The following is a 20,405-nucleotide window of genomic DNA, read 5'->3' as shown; positions in this document are numbered from 1 at the left end:
AGCCCGCGGTGTGGGCCTTCTGCGGGGGTGCTCCCTCGGAGCCCTGACCGGTCGCCGGGAAAGGGCGGACAGTCGCGACTTGAACCGGGGTGGGTCGGACGATATCTTGTGGCAGCTCGTCGAACGGCGTCCGTTCGGCGGGGAATTCCTAGAAAGGGCAGAACGAGGATCGCGAAGCATGTCGACCGAGGATGAGCGCAAGCTCTTTATTGCGGGCTTGCCGGATTCCATGACCGAGGACGTGCTGCGGCAGCTGTTCGAGGCGACCGGTGGAACGGTCGTCAACGTGACTCTGCCAAAGCACCGTGACACCGGCCGCCCGCGCGGCTTCGGCTTCGTCACCCTCGCAACTTCCGATCAGGCAGCCGCTGCCCGCGACCAGCTCGATGGATCGCTGCAAGCAGGCCGCTCGATCTCCGTACGCCCTTTCCAGTCCGAGCCGCCGCGCCCCGGCGCGCGTGGCGAGAGCGCGGGACCCGTCAGTGGAAACACCGGCGATCGCACGCTCTACGTAGGAAATCTCCCGTACGACGCTGCGCAGTCCGATCTCGAGGCGGTGTTCAACGAGCACGGCGTGACGCCGGTCGTCCGCATCCACCTCCCTGTCGGGCCCGACGGACGCATGCGCGGCTTCGGCTTCGTCACCATGGGCAGCGCCGAGGCAGCCAACGCCGCCATCGCCGCCTTGCGTGGTGTGGAGATGAAGGGCCGGGCACTGATGGTGAACATCGCGCATCCGCGCGGCGCTCCGGGCTCCGGCGGTGACCGGCCGAGCTTCGGCGGCGGCGGCGGATATGGCGGTCCGCCGCGGAGTGGACCGCCGAGTGGCGGTGGTGGTTACCCGGACTTTGCGCCGGGCCCTCCGCCGGACATGGGTGGCCGCGGCGGCGGCGGCGAGCGGCGGGCGGGACCGGGCGGCGGTCCGGGCCCTGGCGCGGACTGGGACAAGAAGAAGAAGAAGAAGGGCAAGCTCGACCAGGGCGGCGCCAAGAAGGGTCGGGACAACAAGAGCTGGAAAGACTGGGACGAGGACTAGGCCTCCCAAAACGCCAAATCTCGGCCCAATCCCTGACCGGTCCGCGGGCCGCTGCGGCAATCCTGGCCGGATTGCCTGCGCGGCGCGGGCCGTGCTACGACCGCTGGCCCGTTTCCCCTCGAGTTGGGAGGTCCGGTTGGGATGGTCCCATCCGCGTCCGCCCGAGAGTGACCGATGATTTTCGACTGGCTCTACGGCCTGTTCTCGAACGACCTCGCCATCGATCTGGGGACGGCGACGACGCTCATCTACGTCAAGGGCAAGGGCATCGTCAGCTGCGAGCCCAGCGTGGTGGCCGTGCAACGGGACGCCCGCGGCGACAAGAAGGTGCTCGCGGTCGGCCGAGAGGCCAAGGAGATGCTCGGCCGGACCCCGGGGAACATCCAGGCCATCCGTCCGCTCCGGGACGGCGTGATCGCGGACTTCGAGATCACCGAGGCGATGCTCAGGTATTTCATCGCCCGCGCCCACAACCGGCGCACGCTGGTCAAGCCGCGCATCATCATCTGTGTGCCGTTCGGCATCACGGAGGTCGAGAAGCGGGCCGTCAAGGAGAGCGCCGAGAGCGCCGGCGCCCGCGAGGTCTACCTGATCGAGGAGCCGATGGCGGCGGCCATCGGCGCCGGGCTCCCGATCACGGAGCCGAGCGGCAACATGGTGGTGGACATCGGCGGCGGCACCACCGAGGTCGCGGTCATCTCCCTCGCCGGTATCGTCTACTCGCAGAGCGTGCGAGTGGGTGGCGACAAGATGGACGAGGCCATCGTCGCGTACATGAAGCGCAAGTACAACCTGGCCATCGGCGAGCAGTCCGCCGAGCGCATCAAGATCACGATCGGGAACGCCTATCCGCTCGATCAGCAGCTCACCATGGAAGTGAAAGGTCGCGACATGGTCGCGGGCATCCCCAAGACCGTGGTGGTGAACTCCGACGAAATCCGCGAGGCGCTCGCCGAGCCCATCAACGCCATCGTCGAGGCGGTGCTGGTCGCCCTCGAGCGCACCCCGCCCGAGCTCGCCGCGGACATCGTGGACAAAGGCGTCGTCTTGACCGGCGGCGGCGCCCTGCTCAAGAACATCGACGTCCTGCTCAGGGACGAGACCGGACTGCCCGTGATGGTGGCCGACGACCCCATCAGCGCCGTCGTGCTCGGGAGCGGCAAGACCCTCGACCACATCGAGCTCTTGAAAGAAGTGACCATCGGTTGACCGATCGGTCCCGCCCCAAAGAGGTGAGGAGTCCCGCGTGAGCTCGTTCCGCCGCTACCGCGACATCATCATCGTGGTGCTGCTCTTGGCGGTGCCGTTCTTCTTTCTCCGCGCCAGCATCCGGCGGCCCGAGGAGATGAGCGTCGTGGACCGCACCATCATGCGCGTGGCGGCGCCCCTCGAGTACGTCTCGGCGGCGCTCGCGCGCGGCATCTCGTCGCTGTTCGGGGACTACGTCTACCTGGTCGACGTCAAGAAGGACAACGACAAGCTCGCCTACGAGAACGCGCGCCTCAGGGCCGAAGTCCGCGAGCTCAAGAGCGCCGAGGCGGAGAACGTCCGGATGCGCCGGCTGCTCAACCTGCGCGAGACCATCAGCGCCGAGACCGTCAGCGCCGTGGTCATCGGCAAGGACACCACGGAGTTCTTCCGCGTCGCGCACGTCACGCTGGACAACCCGGGCGTCCAGGTCAAGCCGGGCATGCCCGTGCTGTCGTTCGACGGTACGGTCGGCACCGTGCTCCGGGTCGCCGGTGACAAGGTGGACGTGGAGCTGACCGTCGACGCCGGGTTCGGCGTCGACGTCGTCGTGGAGCGGACCGGCGCCCGGGGTTTCGTGCGCGGGGTCGGGGATCGAAGTCGCTACGGCGTCCGCGTCGAATACGTGCAGCGCAGCGACGAGGTCGACGTGGGCGACGTGCTCTTGACCAGCGGTGTCGGCTGTCGATTCCCGAAGGGCGTGCCCGTGGCGCGGGTCAACAAGGTCATCAAGCGCGATTTCGGCATGTACCAGACGGTGGAGGCCGAACCGACGGTCGACTTCTCGCGCCTCGAAGAGGTGCTGGTCGTGCTCTCCGACTCGAAGGACTGCGAGGCCAAGGGCGGCGGAGCTCAGCGCCGCCCGAGGGCCAAGCTCTGATGCGGCCATGCGCAACGCCGCCTTCCTCGCCATAGGCATCGTCCTGATCCTGATCCAGGCGAACATGTACCGCCTGCTCGGCTGGCTCGACATCAACGGAGCGACGCCGAGCCTGGTGCTGCCCCTGGTGATCTTCCTCGGCGTACACGAGCCCTCGATGGCGCGCGGCGCGCTCCTGGCGTTCGGGCTCGGCTACTTCCTGGACGTGGTCGCGTCGGCGCCGATGTGGTTGTTCACGTTCGTGACCGTCGCCGTCTGGTGGCTCTCGCGGGTCGCTGGCGTGCGGCTGACGGCGCAGACCTTCATCACGCGCATGTCCCTGGGCTTCGTATTCGCGCTGATCGAGGCAGCGATGGTGCTGATCTTGCTCGCCGTGTTCGGCTCCGACACGCGGCGCCCGCTCGAGATCGGACGGCTGGTGTTGCCGCGGGCGGTGGCGACGGCGTTGTTCGCGCCGATCGTGTTCCACATCGCGCAGCGGCTCCACCAGAGCACCCAGCCCGTCCACGGCGGCACCGAAGGAACGGCGAGGTGAGCATCCTCGTCCAGCGCTCCGACGTCGGCGAGTTCAGGCGCCGCTATCGCTGGATGGTGCTGGTGATCCTGGGCGGATTCGTGATCCTGTTCGGACGTCTGGTGCAGCTGCAGGTGCTCGAAGGGGATCTGCACCGAGCCCAGGCCCGCAAGAACATCATCGGTGAGCTGTCCCTGGCCACTACCCGCGGCGTGATCCGCGATGCCTACGGCAAGGTGCTGGCGGCCAACCGACCGAGCTACAACGTGTACGCCGTCCCCGAGCAGGTCGACATGGAGAAGACCTGGCCGCGCGTGGTGCAGCTGATGGGCCTGGACGACGGCGAGAAGGAGGAGCTGACCAAGAAGCTCATGGATGCACGGGCGGCGGGCGGGACGCGCCCGTCGCAGCAGACCCTGCTGCGCGTGGACGTGGACCGGGACGTGGTCGCGGCGCTCGAGACTCACGAGGACTCGTTGCGCGGCGTCGAAGTGGTCCCGGTTCCGGTGCGCTATTACCCGAACGGCGAGCTCGGCGCTCACCTGTTCGGCTACATGCGCGAGATCGACCCCGACACGCTCGCGCGCTACGAGGGCCGCGGTTACCGCGCCGGCGACCAGCTCGGCGCCGTCGGGGTCGAGCGGCGCTGGGAGAGCTATCTGCGCGGTCAGCGCGGCTGGCGCAAGGTCTTGCGCGGCATCAACAAGCGCGCGGCGCGGGAGGATCTCGAGCCGAAGTACCTGGAGGAGCCGCGGCGCCTGGAGCCGGTGCCCGGGCGCGACGTGTCGCTCACGGTGGACATCGAGCTCGAGCGCTCCATCGAGAAGGCCATGCGCGGCCAGCTCGCCGGCGCCGTGGTGGTAGTGGACGTGCGGACCGGGCGCCTGCTCGCCGCGGTGTCCAAGCCGAGCTTCGACCCGAACATCGTGTCCGGCGGCAGCGGCATGCAGCCGGTGCGGGACAGCTTCCGGCGCCTCTACGCCGATCCGCTCAGGCCGACGCTCGACAAGACCATCTCGGCAGCCTATCCCCCCGGCTCCACCTACAAGCCATTCGCGGCCCTGGCGTCGCTGGCGGACGGCTTGATCAATCCGAACACGCGCGTCCAGTGTCGGGGTGGCTACGAGTACGGGCGGCGCTTCTTCCGCTGCACCGGAGTACACGGGACGGTGAACCTGCACCAGGCCATCGTGCGCTCGTGCAACACGTACTTCTATCACCTGGGCGAGAGCATCCACATCGACCGGCTGGCCAAGATCGGCCTCGACTTCGGCTTCGGCGTGAAGACCGGCATCGGCGTGAACCCCGAGGCGCGCGGGCGCATGCCCACCCGCGCCTGGTACACGCGGCGCTACAAGGGGGCGTTCCGCGGCGGCTTCACCCTGCTCGCCGCCATCGGCCAGGGTGCCGCCACCGTCACCGCGCTGCAGCTCGCCCTGGCCTACGGCGCGCTGGCGAACGGCGGCACGCTCTACCAGCCACAGGTGGTGCGCAGCATCGAGACCAGCGACGGCACGGTGGTGCAGGAGTTTCCGCCCCGGGTGCGGCGCATGGTCGGCGTCAGCGACAACCACCTGAGCCACGTGAAGGCCGGGCTCGCCGGCGTCGTGGTCGAGCGCGAAGGTACGGCGTTCCACGAGACGATTGCTGGCACCGACATGGCCGGCAAGACCGGCACCGCGCAGGTCAGCCACGTCACGCCCCGCGGCGTGGACCCGGACAAGGTCTGGTACTTCAACCGCGACCACGCCTGGTTCGCCGGCTACGCGCCCGCGCGCTCTCCGGAGATCGCCTTCGTCGTGCTGGTGGAGCACGGCGGCGCCGGCGGCAAGAACGCCGTGCCGATCGGCTCTCGCCTGGTCCGCGACTGGCAGAAGCTCGAGGAGAAGCGCGCGAGCGCTCGGGCTTCGGCGCGCCGTCAGCCGCCCAAGAAGGGAGCGGGGGATGGCACGCGGTGACCGCATCTCGTTCCGCGGCGGCACGCAGATCGACATGCCGCTCTTGCTCGCCATCGTCGCGGTCGCGACGCTGGGAGTGGTGAACCTCTACAGCGCCACCAGCGTGTACGTGGACGCGGGCCGGCGTGCGGCGCTCGCCGACGTCTACGTCTCGCAAGTGTACTGGTTCGTGGTGGGCGGCCTGCTCGCGATGCTGGTCGCGGCGATCGACTACCGGCACTTCGAGCGACTCGCCTACTTCTTCTACGTCGGGGGCATCGTCTCCCTGGGCCTGGTCTTCGTGCTGGGCGCGGACATCCGTGGCTCCTCGCGCTGGATCCAGATCGGGAGCTTCAACTTTCAGCCCAGCGAGTTCATCAAGATCCTGATCATCTTGGTGGTCGCGAAGTACCTGCACGACGACCCGAAGACCGAGCCGCGCACGCTGCTCGATCTGGCTCCGGCGGCTGGGCTGGTGGGCCTCCCCGTGGTCTTGGTGATGGCCCAGCCGGATCTCGGCACGTCGCTCATCTACCTGCTCACCGCCGGCAGCATGCTGGCGATGACCAAGGTCCGGGCGCAGAGCGTCGTGACCCTGGTGGTGGCGGCGGCCGCTGCGATTCCGCTGTCCTGGAAATACGTGCTCCGAGACTACCAGAAGAACCGCATCACCAGCTTCCTGGACCCCGAGCACGACAAGACGGGCATCGGCTGGCACGCCTTTCAGTCGCGCACCGCCATCGGCAACGGCGGGCTCAGCGGCGAAGGCTTCATGCAGGGCACGCAGAACCAGTTCGGGTTCGTGCCCGATCAGTACTCGGACTTCCCCTTCGCCGTGTTCGCAGAGGACTGGGGCCTCCTCGGCTCGGTGACGCTGCTGGCCACTTATTGCTTCATCTGCATCTGGGCGGTGCACGTCGCTTCGCAGTCGAAGGATCGCTTCGGCGCCGCGGTGGCGGTCGGGGTGGGGGCGATGTTCTTCTGGCACACCATCTTCAACGTCGGCATGGCCGTCGGCCTCCTGCCCGTGGTGGGCATCACGCTGCCGTTGTTCTCGTATGGCGGCTCGAGCGTGGTCACGATGCTGATCGGCCTGGGATTGCTGATGAGCGTGTCGATGCGGCGGTAGGTTTGCGGCGAGGGCGTCCGAGCTCGGTCCCCGATCCGAACATGACGCAACGTCATGTCGCACCAGCGCGCACACGCGCGGACCTGCGGGCATGACCAGGTTGACGGGCGCGCACGCGACCCGATAGCTTCGAACGCACCAAAGGGAGGGTCGGCTCATGCTCACGCAGCACGCAGCACGCAGCACGCAGCACGCAGCACGCAGCACGCAGCACGCAGCACGCAGCACGCAGCACGCAGCACGCAGCACGCAGCACGCAGCACGCAGCACTTGCAGGGCTGCTCTGCCTGACTGGCATCGTGATCGCGCCTGGAGCGCGTGCAGTCACCAACGGCAGTGCGGCGCCTAGCGACAAGCACGTCGTGCACGTCTCCTTCGCGAACACCAAAGGAACCGTGACCCTCTGCTCGGGCGTGCTCGCGACCCCGACCCGGGTGGTCCTCGCGGCGCACTGCCTGAACGGGGAGCAGAGCGGTTTCGAGTTCATCTTCGCCTCGAACGACTTCGGCTACCTTCCCGGCAGTCCGATCAAGATCAGGAACGAGGCGCAGTTCCCGGTCGGTGACTTCGAAGGCTCTCCCAAGGTCGGTGACCTCGCGTCGTACACGCCGACGCCTGGGCAGCCCATGTTCGTCCCCCGAGCGTGGGAGACCTCCAGTCCGATGAATTTCGCGCTTCCGTGGATGTCCGACAGGGACCTCGCGGTGATCCCCTTGGACCAGCGCGTGAAGCTCTCGTCGGTGACGCCGGCGCAGCTTCCATTCGATCCCGACGGCACCACTCACGCCTGCAGCTCGTCGTTCAGCGGGCGCTTCGTCGGGTACGGCGCCTGGTTCTGGGATGGCGCGCAGAGCTACCGAACCCGCCAGGCCGCGACCACGAGCGTGTTCAGATCCACTTCCCCGATCTCGGGCCACACCTACCGGGCGGAGTTCGATCTGACGGACGTGATCGGCGGACTCTTGCCGGAGGCTCTTGGCTTCTCCGATGCCGTCCAGGCGCTCCTCGGCTCGAGCGAAGTCCGGCTGATCGAGCCCGGGGACTCTGGCGGACCTATGTTCCAGGGCTCGAAGCTCTGCGGGATCAACTCTGCCTTCGAGCTGTCGCCGCTGTCCTGCAACTGGACCTGCAGCTTGGACATCCCGCCGGTGTGCGGTTACTTCTGCCAGCTCACGATGGAAGACGTCTGGACTCCCACCGACACCGCCGGCGCGGTCGGCTTCCTGCAGCCGCTGCTGACGGACTCCGCTGGTCACTACCACGGCACCTGTGGACCCGATGCGCCCGCCGCCCTCGCCGACCTGGACACCGACGGAGATCAGATCCCTGACGGCTGCGACCCTTGCCCGTTCGTTCCGGACGCGAGCTACAAGGCGACGGGAGTGGTGACGACGGGTCCCGACGAGGACCAAGACGGTGTGCCCGACGCCTGCGACGACTGCCCGACGATGCCCAACCCGAGGGACCCGCTCACGCTGAAGCAGGGGGACTCGGACTTCGACGGCGTCGGCGACGCCTGCGACAAGTGCCCACACAGCGACGTGCGCGGCGAGAGCGACTTCGTCTGCTGCGACACGGACGTCGACTGCAATCCGGGCAACCCGCAGGCGTACCCGAAGATGAACCGGTGCGTCCAGATCGGGACGACCGTCTTCAACGGCCTGACGCTGCCGAATGCGTGCGCCGGCTTCGTGGGCCGATGCTCCTGGGGCAGAGACTTCGACGGCGACCTCTACGCGGACTCCTGCGACAACTGCCGGACGCAGCACAACCCGGACCAGGCCGACGACGACGGCGACGGGGCGGGGAACGTCTGCGACAACTGCGCCGGGCTGAAGGGAGATCTCGGCCCGTACCCGAACGAGGACCACGGCGCGGACAGGAACGAGATCTTCGCGATGCAGTGCCTCTCGGACGCGCAGTGCGTCGCCAAGACCGGGCTCGCCGACAGCCAGTGCAGCCCCGCGAAGCTCTTGCCCCAGCCTGGCGGCGGCGTCGCGCTCGGCCACCGCCACTGCAACAAGTTCGCGGACGCGGACGGCGACGGCCTCGGCGACGCGTGCGACAGCTGCCCGAGCGTGTTCAACGCCAAGAGCGACTACGGCGGCGTCAACAACCAGGCGAACTGCAACCTGGACCTCGAGATCGCCCGCGGCGAGCCCTACCCCTACGTCGGCGACGCCTGCGACCCGAACCCGTGCACGCGGACGTTCGAGAAGGCGTCCATCTTCACCAGCACCAGCCAGGACCTCTGGCTGACGCTGTCGCTCCAGCCCCACCTGCTGCCGAACAGCGTCGCGCCGACCAAGAAGCAGCCCGCGAGCCAGGCGCCGTTCAGCTCGCTGTACACCGGGACGCCGGAGGCGACCGTCGGGGTGAGGTTCTGCCCGTGCAAGGTGGATGGAAAACTCGTCGGCACCGTGAAGGACTGCGAGCTGCAGTGTCCGCTCGAGGCAGGTGAGTACGGGCAATCGACTGCTTGGTTGCTGCCGGACATCGCGCCGGCCCCACCGAACCCGGGCTCGCTCCCGGCGTCCCCACCGCCGGGCTACTTCACCCCGGGCGCCGCGTTTTCGGGTCTCGTCACCGAGGAGCCGCAGCCCGGGCTCGCTGCTGCGCCGTCCGACCAGCTCGCGACCTTCGGCACGGCGCCGAGGCTGGTGAGCTGGGACCTCGGGAGCACCGCGGTCGAGGGCTTCGGGATCAACGTCGGCAAGCTCGGCGTGCTCTGGACGGCGGTGCGCGACGTGCCTCAGATGTCACCGGCGTCGCCGGCGGTGTTCCGGAGCCACTCGAACCACTACGAGTCGAACTTCTACGGAAAGACCCTGGACCTGAACGTGAAGGGCGCCGCGCTCGTCGCGTGCTTCTGGTGCCAGAGCGACCCGTGCCCGCACTGCGCCACGTCGATGGACATCCAGAACCTGCTCATCGATCCGACGCAGTCGGTCGTGGGCGCGCAGGGCCTGACCCAGAGCACGGATCTGACCGCGTCGTTCTCGAGCGCGGCGCTCGGCGCGCTGCTCGAGCCCGACGTGCGCTGGCTCCAGGCGGCGGAGCGCGGCGGCTGGCTGCGCAGCGGCATGGTCGGTCTGGTCGGTCTCTCGCCCGACGGCTCCGCGGTGCGCTCGGCGCTGGCGCAGGTCGCCGGGCTGGTGCAGCCGGTCGGGCGCCGCGCCACCGACGACCTCCTCAACGCGGCTGTCGCGGAGCCGCCCGACTCACCGGGGCCAGCCCCGCGCAGCGACTTCGGGGCGGCGCTCAGCGCTCGCGAGCACGCGGTCTTCGTGCTGGGCGGCAAGCTCGCCAGCGACGGCGCGCAAGCCGGCGACGTCTGGCGCTACGGCATCGAGAGCCGGGAGTGGATGCGGCTCCCCATCAGCGGCACGGCGCCGCGGCTGGTGCTCGCCGCCACGTACCAGCCGGAGACGCGGAGCCTGTGGTTCGTGGATGCGGGGTCCGGCCCGGGGCTCGCGCGGATCGTCCGGCTCGACCTCGACACCCTCCGCTCGAAGGTGATGGGGCTCTTCCCGCGCGCCGGTCACGCGACGCGCGTCGAGCTCTCGAACGCGCCGGACGGAGAGCTGTTGCTCGCGGGCAGCTCGACCAAGCTCGACCGTACCGCGGCGGTCGTGCTGCGGCCGGGCGAGCACCACCTGTTCCTGGTGGGCGGAGTCTTCCGTGCAGGGCGCCTCGCGCTCGAGCCGACGCTCACCCGGCGCGGCCTGACGCTGCCGATGTCGCAGCCCGGCGGGAAGGTGCAGAACACCTTCGTCGCGGCGGAGGACGTCTACTTCGCTCCGAAGAAGAAGGGCGCCGGACCGAAGGCGGGCGTGCCCGACTGCCTGTGAGCGCCATGCGACGAGCGCTGGGCGCCGGGGTCTTCGCGATCGCGCTCGCCGCGACGGCGTGGGTCGCGTGCGGGACCGACTCGGACTCGGCGGCGAGCGACGGTGGGAGTGACGCGGGAGGAGCAGGCGGCGGCGCGGGAACGTCGCCGAGCGGCGGCGGGACCTCGGGCGGGGCTGGCGGCAGCGTGGGTGGAGCTGGCGGTGGCGCGGCCTCCGACGGCGGGGTCGACTGGGGCGCGGAGCCGAAGTGGGAATCGACAGGGCAGGTTGCCGCGGGGTGCCCCATCGAGCGTCTCGCCAACCCGACGGAGCTGAAGGCCTGGGTGTGGAAGACGTGCTCCTGGGCGAGCGACTGTCAGGAGGCGGTGTTCAATCCGAAGCTCCTGGGGAGTGATGCGGCCTTCACTCCCGGTAGCAGCGTGCACGACGACGGGAGCGTCGTGCGCATTGGGTTGGCTCTGGAGTCCTCGAAGCACTCGGTGATCTTCGCCTCCGGCGATGGGGTAGCGCTCGATGGGATCCGCGGCTCGCTCGCAGCCGACCTCTGCCACTTCTGGACGGGCTCACTTTGGGGGAGCCGGCTCGCTGTCATGACCGGCCCGCTGGGAATGGACACCCGCGCGGGCATCTTGGCGGACGTGGGTAGCAATCCCGAGAGTGTCACCGTATTCGCTCTGCAGTCGCAGCCCTTTGGCGTTCCCCAGCGCACCCCCCTCGGCTCCAAGCGCTGGCTCTGGTGGTGGGTGCCTGTGGATCGCTTCAGCACCGTTTCGGCCGTGGACGGCTCGGACTTCGTGATGTTCGCGAAGGCCGAGCAGCCCGGATACGCCCTGGACTATGGGGACCCCGTCTCGACGGGGTCTCAGTTCCTGTTTGACGAGTATCAGGCGCAAGAGGCGGGACTTCCGCAGCGAGTCATCGCTTACTCAGACGGGATGACCGCGCCCCAGACCTATCTGAAGCCCTCAGCGTCAAGCGATGACTACGGATCCCCAGCGTTCGCGAACAGCCAGGTCGGGTTCTTCCGCGGCGTGAACCGCATTCAAGAGAATGTCTACGGCTCGGTCGAGCTGTGGAGCACCCCGTACTCGGAGAACCCGCAACAACTCGCACCCAAGAAGATCGCCAGCGTCTCGCTGACGAGCTATGGGATGGCGCGCGCCGGCGGCTGGGGGCGATTCGCGTTCCCGGCCTTCAGTCCAACCTTCGGCAAGCAGGAAGTCCTGGTCTGGAACTTGGAGAACGCCGCAAACGCCTCGCACGTGCTCCCCGCGGACCACGAGGTGAAGGCCCTCCTCGGCATCTCCCGCGACCACGTCTACATCGCCGCCGCCAAGCCGAACACCGGCCCCTCGGCGTACCTGGTGCGCTATCCTGCGCCGTGACTGGAGATGATCACGCCAAAGCGCGGCGCGGGCCCCCGGCACTTCTCGACAGCCACGGCGCAACTGCGCGTTTGAGCGAAGGCGGTTTCGGCTGCGGCGGGGGCTGCGGCGGAAGGCGGCTCAGGGCTAGCGAACCCAGATCTCCAGCGTGCCGTCCCGGTTGCCGTAGCGGGTCACGTAGCTCGAGTCCCGGCGGTAGTGCTTGGGGAGCCAGTCGTCCAGGAAGCGATCGACGACTCTGCGGGCGCCGCTGTTGGCGTTCCAGTGCGCGAACACGATGGCCCAGAGGTCGCGCTCCGCGGGGCGGATGACCACGACCTTCGGCAGGTTCTGCTCGAGCGCTCTCAGATCTCCGTCGACCAGGCGTGGCGCGTATTGGTCCACGAACACCACCGCACCTCGGAGCGGCGGGCGCGGGCGGCCGATCAGCGCGGCGATCTGCAGATCCTCCGGCAACACCAGCACCGTCTCGTGCTCGCCCGCCAACTCTCGCACCCGGAGCGCGGCGTTCACGATGGGCATGGCGCCCTCGCTGACGTAAAGGCCGCCCCAGTTGCCATGGCGCCCGATGGCGATCTGGGCGCCGAGCACGCGGTCGAAGCGCGGCGAGAAGAGCGCGCCGAGGGCCAGCGCGAAGAGCGCGAGCTTGGCGCGGGGCAGCGCGGCCTTGTCGAAGGCCACGAACAGGAAAGCGAAGGCGACTGGGATGATGGGGTTCGGGTCGTAGAACGGCCGGAACTCCGGCGAGGACAGGTTGTGCGCCAGCGAGATCGAGAGCGTGAGGGCGAACAGCGCGTTCCAGGCGTGCCCGCGCCGCCAGCTCTCGAGCGCTGCGCCATCGGCGCCTCGGGCGCGCGTCAGGTGAGCCAGACACGCCAAGCACGCCAAGAGCAGACCGAAGCCGGGGACGAAGCGCAGCCGGTCGGTCCAGTAGGCGAGCTGCTCGGGCAGGGCGCGAGCGCGCAGCGCGACCAGGAACGTGGCCGTGCCGAAGGCCAAGAGCGCGAGCGCTGCGATGACCGCGGTGCGGCGCGAGCTGGGCGGCGCTGCCGGATCTGTGTCTCCCAGGTGCAAACCGCCGGGCATGCGCGAGAGGCGAACGACGACGCCGGCGGCGACGGCGGTCAGCAACAAAGACGCGGGGTAGATGGGCGAGGCGAGCAGGTAGTGCCCCAGGTTCGAGCTCACCGCGCGGCTGCCGCCCTTGAGCGCGGGGCCGTCGGCGATGGCCGCCTGGTAGAACGCCGCCGGCGAGCTGCCGAGCGCAATCAGGCCGGCGGCCACCAGCGCGAGCCCAACGCCGACGCCGGCGCCCCAGGCCAGGGCGTTGCGCGCGGTCCCGGCCCGCGTCTGGACGCCGACCAAGAGCAGGTAGCTGAGCGCGAGCGGCCACCCCAGCAGCACCCCGAACGCCGTGCTCTGTTTGAAGAACAACGTCAGCGCGGCCAGTGCGCCGGACACTGCCCAGGCGACGCGCCGGGCTCGGGGCGAATCGTGCAGGATCGCACGCGCTCCGAAGGCCACGCTGCTCCAGGCGACCACCGCCGCCGTGTGGTCGTAGGCGCACTCCTTGAAGCCGCGCAGCAGGATGACCGCGGAGGCGAAGGCCACGAGCACGGCATTCTCGCGGCTGGTCAGCGGGCGAACGACCGCGTAGCCGAGCAAGGCGAGGGCGATCTGGCAGACCGCGATCAAGCCGAGCTCGTGCAGGAGCCGCGGCTCCCCCGCCCAGCGATGAATTCCGGCCAGAATGGCCATGCTGCCCGGCGGGATCGGCAGGACGAAGTCCACGTAGGGCGCACGGCCTCCGTAGAGCTCCCGAGCCACCGGGCCCGACCAGCCCGTGAACTCGATGTCGCCGATCGCGTGGTTGGTCAGGCGCGGCACGGCAAACGCCGCGAGAATCCCCATCAACGCCGCCAAGAGCCCGAGCGCCGCCGGGGTCGACCAGGCGTGCCGCACCGCATCGGGACGGGGCTCCGAGCTCATCCGGCGTCGGATCCTGCCACGACCTGAGCCCGAGCCAGGCATCTGCCGCAGAAGATTTCTCGCGAGCCAGCCTGCTCTGAGCTACACTTCTTTAAGCCCGGCCGGCGGTATGGGCGGTTTCGGGTCATGCTTCACTCAAGGAGGCCGTTCGTGAGGTCGAGTCTCGCCCGTGTAATCGGAGTTTGCTTCGCTGCGTTCGTTGGTTTGCCGCTCATCACGACCTCGTCGTGTGCATCGAGCGACGAGAGCAACGAGGGCGTGTTCGGCGGTACAGGCGGCGGCAAGGACGCCACCACCGACAAGGGGACCGGCGGCAGCAGCGGCGGCGCGGGTGGTAGCACCAGCGGCGGCGGCGGCATGCCGAGCGGCGGCGCCGGGGGCACCACCAGCGGCGGCGGCGGCATGGGCGGCAGCGCGACCGGTGGCAGCAGCGGCACCGGCGGTGGCGGCACCTGCAACCCGCAGACCTGCCCGACTCCGGCGGCGCCTGCGGTGAAGTGCTGTGTGACCTCCAACGGTCCTTGCGGTGTCGACTACCAGCAAGGCGCCGGCTGCCAGGTCCCGTCCGTCGGCGACATCTGACTCGGGTTTCGCTCTATCGCGCCCCGCGCTTGCGGCGGTGCCCTGCCTGCTTCGCGGTACTCGTCGAGACCCGCTCAGGAAGCGCTCGGCGAGTACCTCCACCTGACGACGGAGTGTGCCGGCCTCGCCGGCATTCTCGTCGGTCTCGACCTCAGTGGCAGATCGCGATCTGCTCATGTCAAGACAGCGGAAGTCGAGTCTGAGCCTCGGCGGCGAACGACGCGCACGCGGGGAGCGAGAGCTCCTCCCGAGCGCGTTGGCGTTTTGTGGACCGCGAGGCCAGGGAGAGCTCAGTCCAGCTTGAACAGATCGTCGATGTCTTCTTTGGTCAGCTTCTTGGCGCCCCCGCTGTCTTCGGTCAGCACGGCGGCGACCAGATCCTTCTTTTTCTGCTTCAGCTGCAGGATCTTCTCCTCGATGGTTCCCGCCGCCACCAGCCGGTAGATGGTCACGACCTTCTTCTGGCCGATGCGGTGCGCGCGGTCGGAGGCCTGGTCTTCGACCGCTGGGTTCCACCACGGATCGAAGTGGATGACGGTGTCGGCGGCGGTCAGGTTGAGGCCGGAGCCGCCGGCCTTCAGGCTGATCAAGAACACCGGGATGGTCGGATCGTTCTGGAAGTTGTCGACGCGCTCCGCCCGGTCGACGGTGCTGCCGTCGAGGTACTCGTAGCGAATCTTGTCCTCGTCGAGGGCGTCGCGAACGAGCTTCAGCATGCTGACGAACTGACTGAAGACCAGCACCTTGTGCCCGCCGCTGTCGACCTCTTCGACCAGCTCGCGCAAGGCTGCCAACTTGCCGCTGTCGTCGTGGGAAAACTCGCGCGGTAGGCCGAGCAGGCGCGGATCGCAGGCGGCCTGCCTGAGCTTGGTCAGGCCCGCCAGGATGTGGAGCTGGCTCTTGGCGACGCCCTGGCGCTCGACCTCGCCCAGGACCTGGGCGCGGACCTCGCGCAGCACCTGGAGGTAGATGGCCCGCTGGTCGGGCGCCAAATCGACGACCTTGTCGATCTCGATCTTCGGCGGCAGGTCCTTGGCGACCTCGTTCTTCGTGCGGCGCAGGATGAACGGGTGAATGCTGGCGCGCAGGCGGGCGGCGGCCTTGGAGTCGCCCTGATCGATGGGCCGGCCGTAGCGCTCCTCGAACTTGTTCAAGGGCCCGAGCAGCCCCGGGCTCACGAAGTCGAAGATGCTCCAGATCTCGCTCAGCCGGTTCTCGATGGGCGTACCGGTCAGCGCCAGCCTGCGCCTGGCGCCTAGATCGCGAGCGGCGGCGGCGGTGGCCGACAACGGGTTCTTGATGTTCTGGGCCTCGTCCAGGATGGCGTAGTCGAGATCGAGCTTCTTCAAGAGGTCGATGTCGCGACGCAGGAGCGCGTAGCTGGTGATGATGACGTTGGCGCTCTCGAGCTCGTCCATCTGGTCCTTGCGGCCGGCGCCGTGCCAGAGCGCGGTGGTGAGCGCCGGGCCGAAGCGCTCGATCTCGCGCATCCAGTTGGGCACCACGCTGGTCGGCGCGACGATCAGCGCGCGGAGCGCATGCTCCTTCTTCTCCTGCTTCAGCAAGAGCAGGAGCGCGATGGTCTGGACGGTCTTGCCCAGACCCATGTCGTCGGCCAAGACGCCGCCGGAGCCGATGTCGTGGATGAAGCGCAGCCACGACAGGCCCTGCTCCTGGTAGGGGCGCAACACGGCCTTCAGGTTTCGCGGCTTCTTCGCGGCCTTGATCTCGTCGATGTTGGCGAGCTTCTCGAACAAGGCCTTGGCAGCCGGCGCCACATTGACGTCGGCGGCGTGCTCGAGCAGCTCCTGGATGCGTCCCGCCTGCGAGAGCGGCAGCTTGCCGTTCTTTCCGGCCGCGGCCAGGAGCTCGACCTCCCGGTCGATCATCGCCTGGACCTTGTCCGGGTCGATCTCCGCATAGGTATTGTCCGACAGCCGGACGTATTTCTTACCCTCGCGCAGGCAGCGGATCAGCTCGTCGCGCTCCACGCCGACGCCGTCGCTCTGGTAGACGATCTTCACGGCGAGCCAGTCGACGCCGCTCGAGACGCGCGCGTTCATGGTCACGGTCTTGTTGCGGACGGTGGTTCCCACCAGCTCCTCGGGCACGTACAGGTCCCACTCCTCCGGCAGCGCGGCGACTCCGTCCGACCAGAACTGGATGGCCTTGGATCCCTCGGCGATGAACGCTTCACCGCTCTCGTCCGGGGAGAGGCCCAGATCCAAGAGGCGCTGCACCGCGTCCTGCTGGGCGGCGATGTCGGTGCGGATGCAGGTCGCGCGCTTCTGGCCTTCGGCGGGCGGCAGCACGATCACCGGCGGAGAGATGCCGTCGGCGCGGACCTCGACCTCCAGCTCCCGGTAGGCGGCCTTCAGGTACACGTGCGCCTCGGTGATGCCGCCGCCGGCGCGCAAGCGGAAGGTCGGGGTCAGGTCGATCACGTCGGCCACCTGCGAGAGATCCGGCAGCTCGGCGCCGATCTCGCCGGCGACGCGGGGCAAGCCCTGGACGATCAGCCCGATCAGCTCGCTGGCGGGCTCGGCGATGGTGGGGCTCCTGAGCAAGCGCCTGAGCGCCGCGGGTGACACTCGGTGGTCGATGGGGCGGGCGACGCCCTCGTTGGTGTCGATGTGCCAGCCCGGAGCGCCTTCGAACCAACCGCCGCTGGTCAGCGCGAAGCGCCGGCCGTCACCCGAACGCTCGAAGGTGCACTTGGCGACGATGGTGTCGCTGCCGACCATCTCGAGATCGAAGCGGGGCTTGAGCGGCTCGTTGCCGAAGCGGAGCTGCATCAACGCGGGCTCGAGCAGGACGCGGCGGTCCTTGAGCAGCGGCAAGAGCTCGGCGGCGTCTTCGCCGCGGATGTCCACCGCGGGGTGACGGGGATTGCCGCTCTCGAAGCGAGAGAGCACGCGCAGCGCGCCGCGGTCCGGCGTGGGCGACAGCGCCTGCCAGCTCAGCGCGACGCTGGGCAAGAGCGGCACACGCGCTTCGGTGTCGAGCACCGTGACCGTCAGTCCGCCCTGCCGAACGTGGACGCGGAACTCGAGGTTCTGGGGGCGGGTGGCGCCCTCCGGCGCGAGCCAGGCCCCGAGCCCCGTGGCGCGGGCGCTGGCGTCCGGCGAGGGAGGAGGAGAGAACCCCGGCGGGACGACGTGCTGCTGCTGCTGCGCGCGCCGGCGGCGATCGCGCCGCCGGCTGGACTTGCTCTCGCCCGGCGGCGGTTGTTGCTGGGCCGGCCCGCCGAGGTGGGCGTGCGGCTGTTGCTGCTGCTGTTGCTGCCCGCCGGGCTGCGGCTCGCGCCGAGGCAGGGCCGCTCGAGCTTGGTTGCGCACCGTGATCAGCAGCGCGGCGACGTGCTTGCAGTGCTGGCCGGTCTTCTGGAACGCCGGGCAGGTGCACTGCGAGGTGATGCCCTCGCCGCCGAGGCGAATCGTCACTTCGTAGGGCTCCGGGTCCGAGCCCTTCACCCTGCCGGTCGCGGTGGACTCGCTCACGCCGACCTCCTCGACCACTTTGCGTTTCTCGTAGTCGAGACCTCGCAAGAAGGTGCGGGCGCCGAGCAAGCGCCGGAGGCCGCGATCGGAGAGCGTGGAGAGAGCGTCAGCTAGGGACGACACGGTTTTGGTACTCGAAGGAAAGGGGTCTAGTCAGGTTGCCAAGAATGGGGCGACGACCAGCGCGGCGATCGCGATGGCCTTGATCAGGAGCTGGGCAGCGGGCCCCGCCGAGTTGCCGAGCACGTCCGCGACGGCGTCACCGGCGAGCGCCGACTCGAAGCCGCCGGACACGGCGTTGCGCCGCGCGGCTCGGCGGGCGGCGCCGAGCGCACACTTGGTGGAGTCCACCGCAAGCGCCGTGGCCATGCCGGTCAAGCCCGCGACGAGCACGAACGCCGCCAGAGCCTGGCCGGGCACCGCCCGGTCCACCGAGCGGAACAGCACCGAGAGTGCCACTCCGAGCACGACGGGCGTCCCGAGCGCGAGGCCGACCGGCAGCACGAGCTCGCGCAGGGCCGCCCGCGCGGTCAGCTCGACGCAGGTGCGATAGCTCGGCGTGAAATCGGCGGGGATCCTCGGGCGGCCCTTGTCGCGGGGGAAGCCGCGTAGCTGGCGCTCGACCTCTTGGGCCACGCCGCGGGCGCCGCGCGTGCCGGCGCGGGCCGCGCTGCCGGCGTAGGCGAGCACGGCCCCGAGCCCCAACGCGCCGCTCATGGCCACCGCCGGCGAGAGCAGGTCCACCAGCGCCGGCGCCGTGCCGTGACGGGCGAACGATACGGGCAGCGCGCTCGCCGCCAGCACCGCCGTCAAACCGCCGGTGACGATCAAGTAGGCCTGGGAAGCCGTCGAGGCGGAGAAGCCGGTGTCGTCGAGGCGCGAGGCTCGTCGCTCGGCGTCTTCGGGCGGTGAGGTCATGCCGGACACCCCGCGGGCTCCGTCCGCGACCGGACCGAAGGTCGCCAGAGCGAGCAGGTAGGGGCCCGACGCCGACATCGTCATCAGCGCGGTCAGCGCACCGAGCAGCCCTCCTGCCGGGATGCCGGTCGAGACGCCCACGTACCACGCGGCGGTCGTCGCCAGCCCCAGCGCGACGATGGGCAGAGCGGCCGAGGCGAGGCCGGTGGCCAGGGCAAAGGTGACGCCGGGGGCTTCTCCCACGCGCTGCATCTCGACCAGCTCTTTGAGCGGACCCACGCGGCGATCGATCTGCAACCGCGCCAGGTGGGCCGCGGTGGTCGCTGCCAGAAGCCCGAACACGCCCGACCAGAACAGGCCCAGGTATCCGGGCTCGCCGACCAGCCAGAGCGCTGCACCCAGCACGCCGGAGAGGGAGATGATGGCGGTCGTGAGCTGCCCGCGCCAGAGCGCCGACGTCGGGCTGCCCTGGTCGTCCGTGCGCACCACCATCACGCCGAAGGCACTCGCGACGACCCCGAACGCGCGCGCTACCAGCGGGAACAGCGCGAGCGCCAGCGCTCCGTGGACACCGCGGCCTCTCGATGCCTCGAGCACGCTGAGGCCGATCACCAGCGCGGTGACGTTGCCCGCGGTGGCCGTCAGCAAGAGGTCGACGGCGCGACCCGCGGCCTTCCCGACGTGATCGCCGACCAGATCGGCGATCACAGCGGGATTTCTGGCGTCGTCGTGCTCCAGCCCTGCGTCGCGCTCTCCGGCGAGATCCGCCGCGACGTCACCCGCCGTGTGATAGGTCGCTCCCCCACGCTGGATCACCAGCGCCGCAGCGGCGACTCCGAGCGCGTAGCTCGGCAAGAGCAACGCGATGGCGCGTGCGAGGGCGGCTGCTTCGTCCGCCGGAATGCGGAGCCCGCCTTTCATCGCGAACAAGAGGCCGAACACCAACGCTAGCGCGATCAGGCCCACGGACTCCACGAAGAGGCCGATGGCGCCGCCGGTGCGAACGGAGACGACGAGCGCGCGGTCGAGACTGTGCTGGGCGGCGGCGAGCGCGCGCAGGCTCGCTCGCACCGCGAGCCCGGTGCCCACTCGCGCCACCAGGCAGGCGTTCGCCGCTCCCAGCGCCATCCCCACCGCTGCCCAGAAGCCGGTCTCCAGGCTCCCGAGCCCCGCTCCCGGGTTCAACAGAGTCGCGTAGAGCGCGAACGCCACCGGCCCGAGCACGCCTACGACCAGCGCCGTGAGCCGGAACTCCTGGGCCAAGAACGCCTCCGCCGCTCGCGTCAGCGCTCCGCTCAGCCGATGCAGCTCTGCTCCGAGCACGTCGCCGCCGACCAGCCAGCGCGGCAGAATCAGCGCAAACACGAGGCTACTCGTGTGAAGGGCAATGAGCAGGCCGAGCTCAATCACGTGATGCCTGGGAGAGACCGCGCGCG

The 20,405-nt window shown here is 69.4% G+C and carries 12 protein-coding genes; 9 read left to right on the top strand and 3 right to left on the bottom strand.

Annotated elements, in window-relative coordinates; genetic code table 11:
- Nucleotides 1-178: 178 nt before the first annotated feature.
- From HS104_15055 to HS104_15020, 8 genes are all read left to right on the top strand, one after another.
- Nucleotides 179-1,036, top strand: coding sequence for a hypothetical protein (locus HS104_15055; protein ID MBE7481285.1), 858 nt, complete (start codon nucleotides 179-181; stop codon nucleotides 1,034-1,036).
- 174 nt (nucleotides 1,037-1,210) lie between these two features.
- Complete coding sequence (locus HS104_15050; GenBank protein MBE7481284.1) at nucleotides 1,211-2,245, top strand: rod shape-determining protein; 1,035 nt, start codon at nucleotides 1,211-1,213, stop codon at nucleotides 2,243-2,245.
- Nucleotides 2,246-2,282: 37 nt separating this feature from the next.
- Nucleotides 2,283-3,164: a rod shape-determining protein MreC gene (gene mreC / locus HS104_15045; protein MBE7481283.1), complete on the top strand. Its 882-nt coding sequence runs from the start codon at nucleotides 2,283-2,285 to the stop codon at nucleotides 3,162-3,164.
- A 7-nt stretch (nucleotides 3,165-3,171) separates the two neighbouring features.
- Entirely contained in the window at nucleotides 3,172-3,699 is a 528-nt protein-coding gene (locus tag HS104_15040; protein MBE7481282.1) for a hypothetical protein, read from the top strand.
- Complete coding sequence (gene mrdA, locus HS104_15035) at nucleotides 3,696-5,636, top strand: penicillin-binding protein 2 (protein MBE7481281.1); 1,941 nt, start codon at nucleotides 3,696-3,698, stop codon at nucleotides 5,634-5,636. Before HS104_15040 ends, mrdA begins: the two co-directional genes overlap by 4 nt.
- Nucleotides 5,623-6,744, top strand: coding sequence for a rod shape-determining protein RodA (rodA, locus tag HS104_15030; protein ID MBE7481280.1), 1,122 nt, complete (start codon nucleotides 5,623-5,625; stop codon nucleotides 6,742-6,744). Before mrdA ends, rodA begins: the two co-directional genes overlap by 14 nt.
- A 299-nt stretch (nucleotides 6,745-7,043) precedes the next feature.
- Complete coding sequence (locus HS104_15025) at nucleotides 7,044-10,595, top strand: thrombospondin type 3 repeat-containing protein (GenBank protein MBE7481279.1); 3,552 nt, start codon at nucleotides 7,044-7,046, stop codon at nucleotides 10,593-10,595.
- Nucleotides 10,596-10,600: 5 nt separating this feature from the next.
- Nucleotides 10,601-11,980, top strand: a complete 1,380-nt coding sequence (locus tag HS104_15020; GenBank protein ID MBE7481278.1) for a hypothetical protein — start codon at nucleotides 10,601-10,603, stop codon at nucleotides 11,978-11,980.
- Nucleotides 11,981-12,106: 126 nt separating this feature from the next.
- Here the strand turns inward: HS104_15020 and HS104_15015 are convergent, their stop codons facing one another.
- Complete coding sequence (locus HS104_15015; GenBank protein MBE7481277.1) at nucleotides 12,107-13,969, bottom strand: hypothetical protein; 1,863 nt, start codon at nucleotides 13,967-13,969, stop codon at nucleotides 12,107-12,109.
- Nucleotides 13,970-14,173: 204 nt separating this feature from the next.
- On the opposite strand from HS104_15015, the gene HS104_15010 reads away from it, so the two are divergent.
- Entirely contained in the window at nucleotides 14,174-14,551 is a 378-nt protein-coding gene (locus tag HS104_15010) for a hypothetical protein (GenBank protein MBE7481276.1), read from the top strand.
- A 290-nt stretch (nucleotides 14,552-14,841) separates the two neighbouring features.
- Here the strand turns inward: HS104_15010 and HS104_15005 are convergent, their stop codons facing one another.
- On the bottom strand, nucleotides 14,842-18,174 hold the full coding sequence (locus HS104_15005) for an SNF2 helicase associated domain-containing protein (GenBank protein ID MBE7481275.1): 3,333 nt from the start codon (nucleotides 18,172-18,174) through the stop codon (nucleotides 14,842-14,844).
- Between the two features lie 30 nt (nucleotides 18,175-18,204).
- Nucleotides 18,205-20,334, bottom strand: a complete 2,130-nt coding sequence (locus HS104_15000; protein ID MBE7481274.1) for a sodium/proton-translocating pyrophosphatase — start codon at nucleotides 20,332-20,334, stop codon at nucleotides 18,205-18,207.
- Between the last annotated feature and the right edge of the window lie 71 nt (nucleotides 20,335-20,405).

It is taken from the genome of Polyangiaceae bacterium (genome assembly GCA_015075635.1).
Taxonomy (GTDB): Bacteria; Myxococcota_A; Polyangia; order Polyangiales; family Polyangiaceae; genus JADJKB01.
Note: the sequence above shows the minus strand (reverse complement) of the source record. Positions and strands in the feature narration are given on the sequence as shown.

Coding starts and splice junctions, on each gene's coding strand:
- HS104_15050 (MBE7481284.1), top strand. CDS start 1,211: ATGATTTTCGACTGGCTCTACGGCCTGTTCTCGAACGACCTCGCCATC.
- HS104_15015 (MBE7481277.1), bottom strand. CDS start 13,969: ATGAGCTCGGAGCCCCGTCCCGATGCGGTGCGGCACGCCTGGTCGACC.
- HS104_15040 (MBE7481282.1), top strand. CDS start 3,172: ATGCGCAACGCCGCCTTCCTCGCCATAGGCATCGTCCTGATCCTGATC.
- rodA (MBE7481280.1), top strand. CDS start 5,623: ATGGCACGCGGTGACCGCATCTCGTTCCGCGGCGGCACGCAGATCGAC.
- HS104_15020 (MBE7481278.1), top strand. CDS start 10,601: ATGCGACGAGCGCTGGGCGCCGGGGTCTTCGCGATCGCGCTCGCCGCG.
- HS104_15055 (MBE7481285.1), top strand. CDS start 179: ATGTCGACCGAGGATGAGCGCAAGCTCTTTATTGCGGGCTTGCCGGAT.